We start from the raw sequence: 5947 nt of genomic DNA on the forward strand, positions 1-5947 counted from the left end.
TCATTCAACGCAACAACACCACGATGCTCACGAAACACAACACCGTCACTGAGCGGAAGCTCGATCTGCTCATCGAGGCCGGCGCTTTCGTCATCGCACAGGCGCACAACGCGAGCGTCACCCGGCCAGGCGGCGTGGACACAGGTGTCCGTCTGGACGGGTGCGACTGCGAGCCCGCCGCTCGCGAAACGTTCGACTCGGGCATCCCCGCCGCTCAACGGCTGACGGATGAGTTCGGATCCGGAAGCGAGCACCACCTCGGAACTCCCGACACCCGCATGCTGGAGCATCGATTCGCTTGGCACATCGACGACAGTTCCCGGCAGGAACAGTGTTCCTGCCGCGGCGTCCAGGGCGATCGGCGTCTCGCCAACGGCCGTGACACTCAACCGGTCGGCGTCGGCAAAGCCGTCGCGCTGCCGTTCGGACACCAGCTCGTAACCGACCTCGCCGCTTACCCACTGATATTCGGCCCCATACTCTACGGAGACGGCATGCACGTTGCCCTCTTCGTCAGTGGTTACCGCCGCTCCTGCCCCGAGCACGTAGAGCGGATCTTGCTCGACAAGATCGAGGGAAGCCACGGAGTCGGCCTCGACGGCCCACAGGCGACCGTCGAGCTCATCGAGCACAGTGAGCGTGCCGCCTCGCAGCGTGACCGAGACGGTACCGGGCAATGGAATATCGCCCCGGAAGCTCGCCTGACCCGTATGCACGGGGTTCAAGCTCATGTTCGTGTTGTCGATCAGGATGACCGTGCCGTCGTCCTGCACGACATCGAAACTCTCAGAAGGAACCGACAGCCCCGCGTCGAGCTCCTGCGCCTGATAGTTCAGGTGCCCCAACTGGCTCAACTCAAGATTCGTAACCCAGACACCACCATCGTGCATATCCACATCGGTCGTCGTAAACCCGGGATGCGAGAACGCCACGATGCCCAACGCGACAGCCGCCGCCGTCACGACAGCGACCGACGCCGAGGCACGCTTCCTCTGCTTCACGAAGCGCAGCACTTAGGAGCCCCCGCCCTCTCAGTAGCCCACGATGATGAGCGCTCACTGGTTCCGTCAGAGCCGGTAAACGCTAGCGCTTAGAGTATCCGAAACCGGGTGCAACAGTGAAGGTCCTCTTCCTTATCTGCTCACTGTGCGACGCCGATCGTCGCGTCATGCCGCCGAGGGCCAGTTGCGACGAGGCGCATCCAGTGCGCCGTGATGATCGTTGCTGGGACCGTTCGTTAAGACCACCCAGAGCTGGCCGCCCTGCGAGTTCACGCAAAGCTGCTGGTCGTCCCGGTTCACCGAGTCACCCACCTGCCCGTTCTCGTCGAGCTGTACTGTGCCCTCTCTGAAGGGCACGTTGGTTCCCGTGTCGGAGTTCGTGCTGTAGCAGGCGTAGTCGTAGGTACCGGGGATCAGGTCTTCATAGTGAAGGATCACTTCGTAAGCAGTCGTGCTGGGGTCGACCGTGCTCGGCGCCAGCTCACCGGGCTCGACGGTGAGCGTCGGTGACGGCCCTCCGAGGGTATGGCTGACCTGGTTCGACGCTGGGCTCGTCGAACCTTCCTCCGGAATTGACCGGATGCGGATGGTGATGGTGTCCCCGGGATCACCGGTCTCGGAGACCTGATCGTTCGGGGCCGCCCGCTGCCAACCTCCTCCGTTGATCTGGTACTCGACCGCCTCGATCGCTCTGCCGTTCGTGGCTTGGCGGGCATCCCAGCTGAACGTCACCGTCTGCCCATTCCCCGATTCGCTCGCGTTCGGCGACGGGGGCGCGGGAGGCGTGCCGTACGGCGACACCCTCGTGTTGCTGGATGCCTCGCTCTCATACGTGTGATCGCCGGCGGTCGCGACGACGCGCACCTGCAGCTGATAGCCACCGACCTTGGGGCTCGGGTCGACGCTCTGCTGTCCCGACCCCGACAGGTTCTGCCAAGAACCGCCGTCGAGACGGTACTGGTACGTCATCTCGTCGTCCGAGTAGCCGTTCGAGTCGCCCGGCGTGATGTCGATCGTCGACGTCTCGTTCGAGTTGTCGCTCACGAGCGACACCGACGGTGTGCCAGGCCGGCCCACCGATCGCACCTCGTTGCTGACCGCGGGGGGAGAGTCACCGACGTCGTTCTCGGCGATGACGTGGAACGTGTACGGCGACGAGGACGTCGGCAGGTTTTCGAACGCCGTCGACAGCGTTTGCCCCCCGACCGGCTGCGAGTCGACCTCCTCGCCGTCGTTCATCGCGATCACGGTGTAATTCTCAATCGGCGCTCCGTTGTCGTCGGAGGCGGTCCAGTTGACATTGATCTGCGTTCTGCTCGGCCCCTGCGTCGAACTCGCAACGACCTCCTCGGATTCGAAGGGAATACCGGCCGGCACTTCGGCGCTCGAATATCTCGACCACTCGCTCGGCTCGTCGGCATTGTTGTGCGCCTGCACCCTGAACTCGTAACTTGCACCGTTCTGGAGCTCGTCCCAGGTATAGCTCGTGCCCTCCACCTGCACCTGCGTTTCTCCTGAACCCGGGCCCGAGATCTCCAGCAAGTAGTATTCGATCGTCGAGCCGCGATTCTCGGGCTCATCCCACGTCACGTGGAGTTCCCGGTCCCCGCGATCGGCTGTTGGTGCTTCCGGCTGTTCGGGTCGTACGTCGGGGCGCGCGTCGATCGAAGCCGGCGACGGGTCGGACTCGCCGACCTCGTTCACTGCGAGGATCTCGAAGTTGTAGACGTTGTCATTAGCGAGACCCGTCACGGTGCACGATGTCGAGTCGCACTCCTGAGAGCCGCCATCCCACTGCACGATGTACCCGGAGATCGGCGCACCGTTCGACGAAGGAGCAGCCCACGACAGGGTGACTTCGCTATCCCCTATCGAATTCACGTTCGGACGCAACGGCGCATCCGGACGACCACGCACACTGATCTCGACATTGCCGACCGCTGTTCTGGCATCGGTAGCCGTGGCGTCCTCGATCGTGTACTGCAACGTCAGCACCCCCGAGAAGTCATCCCCCGGGGTCACCGTCACGTTCGTACCGTCGGTCGTCGGGCCGGAAGATGCGTCGCCCCTGAGCACCCGAACATCACGCACGTTCAAAGGCTCGCCGATGTTTTCGAACGGATTGAAATCGTTCTCGAGCACGTTGATGCTGATCTCGACGCCCTGATCGGTTGTTCCGCTGTCATCCGCCGCCCGCGGCATCTGGCGGTTCGAGGGAACCACCTCGACGGTGACGGTTCCCGGCTCGACATTACCGGCCGGATCACGCAACTCGATCTGGTACGAACCACGGGTCCCGGGCGTCGTGTCATGCTCGGCGCTGGCGAGGAACGTTTGACCACTGATGTCGACCGTGACGCCGTCGGCCTCGCCTCCGACGATGTCGTACTCCATGCCTTCTATATCACCGTCGTCCGGATCCCAGGTAGCGCTGGTCAGATCGAATTCCGTCGGAGCCTCCCCCGGCTCCACCTGTATCTCGGCCCCGTGGAACTCCGGCGGCACCTGGCTCGAAGGCGTCACCACGATCGGCACGGTGAGTCGTGCGGTCAGCGCATCCGGGTCATTCGGCCCGGTGCCATCGGTGATCTCGAAACTGATAGCAGCGTCCCCGACGTAACCGAGCTCCGACGTGTAGGCAAGGGTGTCTTCGCTCACGACAAGGGGTTCGCCGTTGTCGTTCGTAGCCGACACCATGTCGTTCGTCGTGATTCTCGGGGTTCCGCCCTCGGGCATCACGACCACTTCGTTCAGGTCGATCTCCAGCAGTTCACCCGACCCGACCACCAGCTGCGTGTCGGCGGCGATGTAGGGCAGACGCTCACCGACGCCGGGCACGAAGATGAATGCCTCGCCGTGGCCGCCATCCTGGTCTGTTGCTCGATACGTTATGACTTGGAACTCGTCGCCCGGTTCGATCTGCACGCCATCGTCGACCACCGTCCCCTCGCCCGTGAGCACTTCGACCGAGAGTTCGGACGGATCGCCGTCGACGTCCCGATCGTTCTCCAGAACGGGAACGACGAAAGGTTCGCCGACTGTCAGATCTTCCACATCGACGATGTCATCGACCGCCTGCGGCGGCTCGAGAGGCGCTTCCTCATCGACGATCACGTGCACAGCACCGATCGCACTGGCACCGCGGACGTCTCGGATCGTGTACTCGAGCATGTAGTCGCCGGGCTCCGAGGGGGCAGTGAAATTCACCGTCGGAGCCTCTGAACCCAGTCGCAGGTCGGTGAGCTCGGCAGGAGCATCCTCGGTATTGACGTCAACGAGCCGAAGTTCGTCACCATCGGGATCGGAGTCGTTGTCGAGTACCGAAACTGCGACCGCTCTGTCGGGGCGAACATGCACGGTATCGAGCGCAGCGTGCGGTGCCTGATTCACGTCGCTCGGCTGCGCGATGCCGACCGTGATCGAACTCACCGATTCGGCTCCCCATCTGTCCCGCACACGATACTGGAACGTCGTCGTGCCGCCATCGTCCGCGAACGCTTCGAAATCGATGTAGTCCGCCCCGACTTCCGTGATCCGGCCCTGGTCGGGCGCGGTCTCCCATCCGACGAGCGTTACGCCGTCGCCGTCCGGATCGATTCCGTCCAGCGGAACCGGGATGCGCACTTCGTTTCCGGCGAGCACGCGGCTCGTGACTTCGCGCGCGTGGGGCGGACTGTTCGTGTCGGGGTCACGGGGTTCGACATCGACTCTGAGCGTGCCGGTTGCGGTATTGTCCTGGCCGTCGCGGATCTCATAGATCACCTCCACGAACGAGGGCCCGCCGACCCCGACGTGCACACGAATGTCGTCACCATCGACGAATACATGACCCTCGTCCGGCTCGAGCGACGACTCCACGAGCTCCGGTTCGACGGAGAATGGAATGTTGTCAGGGCTGAAATCATTCTCGGTGACGTCGATCGTGGCGTAATCGCCTTCTCGCAGGGCCGCTGTGTCGTCGACCGCCACGGGGTTTCGCGGACGATCGGGCGGCTCTACCGGGATGATGACAACCTCACCGACGGCCGTCTCACTGCCGTTCGAAACCTGATACTGCATCGTGGTTCGTTCCGTGAGACCTTGCTGGTCGTCGATGCGCAGCATGTGGCGCTGCATGAGCTGTACATTGATCGGTTCCGAATCCGTGTCCACCGACTGCACGACCAGCACGCCGCCCGAAGGGTCGACGTCATTCTCCGTCAGGTCAACGAGCGCTTCGCCTCCCATCGGCAGCAGCGCTACGTCGCGCACCGCCACCGGTGTCGCATCCTCTACCGGCTCAACAACATCTACCCGAACATGACCCTGCGATTGATTCGGCCCCGCCGCAACCGTGTAATCGATGAAGTGCGTACCGATGACATCGCCGCTGATGTGCACCGTGTCTGTCGAACGGTCGACGTCGATCGTGATACCCGCGTCGTCTCGCACGCTCGCGCTCGCGAGCCTCGCGTTCTCGCCGGCCGGGAGGAAGTCGTTCGCGAGCGGGTTCACGGAGACGTGCCCGCCTTCTCCGACGCTCACGTAATCGGCGTTGGCGATCGGACTCGACGTGCCGCGTTCCAGCACGTCGACCTCGATCGTTCCTTCGCTCTCATCGACACCATCGCTGACGACGACCGTCATCGTGGTGGGCCCCGGCTCTCCCGTTGCCGTATAGATGATGCGGCCGTTCGGATTGAAGCGAACGGTGTCTCCCGAGTCGCTGTACGCATCCACCAGAAACAGGTCGTCACCGTCCGGGTCGAACCAGCCCTCCAGCACGCTGTGATCGTACTGCGCACGCTGCTCGACCTCGAAGCCCTGCTCGTCGCGCAGTTCAGCGGGTGCAGTGTTCTCAGTCTCATCGCGGATGGCGAGGGTCACGGTTGCCTCGTCGGTGCCACCTCGGCCGTCATCAACCCGATACCCGAACACGACCGAATTGGCGCTAAAATCCTCCGGAA

General features: G+C 63.3%; 1 protein-coding gene and 1 pseudogene. Both read right to left on the bottom strand.

The window, feature by feature from the left end; all coding sequences use genetic code 11:
- Nucleotides 1–1013, bottom strand: a pseudogene (locus Q0O95_RS12880) (hypothetical protein); the annotation flags it as partial.
- Nucleotides 1014–1166: 153 nt separating this feature from the next.
- Nucleotides 1167–5867, bottom strand: a complete 4701-nt coding sequence (locus Q0O95_RS12885; RefSeq protein WP_293699400.1) for an Ig-like domain-containing protein — start codon at nucleotides 5865–5867, stop codon at nucleotides 1167–1169.
- Nucleotides 5868–5947: the final 80 nt, after the last annotated feature.

Source organism: uncultured Agrococcus sp., assembly GCF_945915485.1.
Classification (GTDB): Bacteria; Actinomycetota; Actinomycetes; order Actinomycetales; family Microbacteriaceae; genus Agrococcus.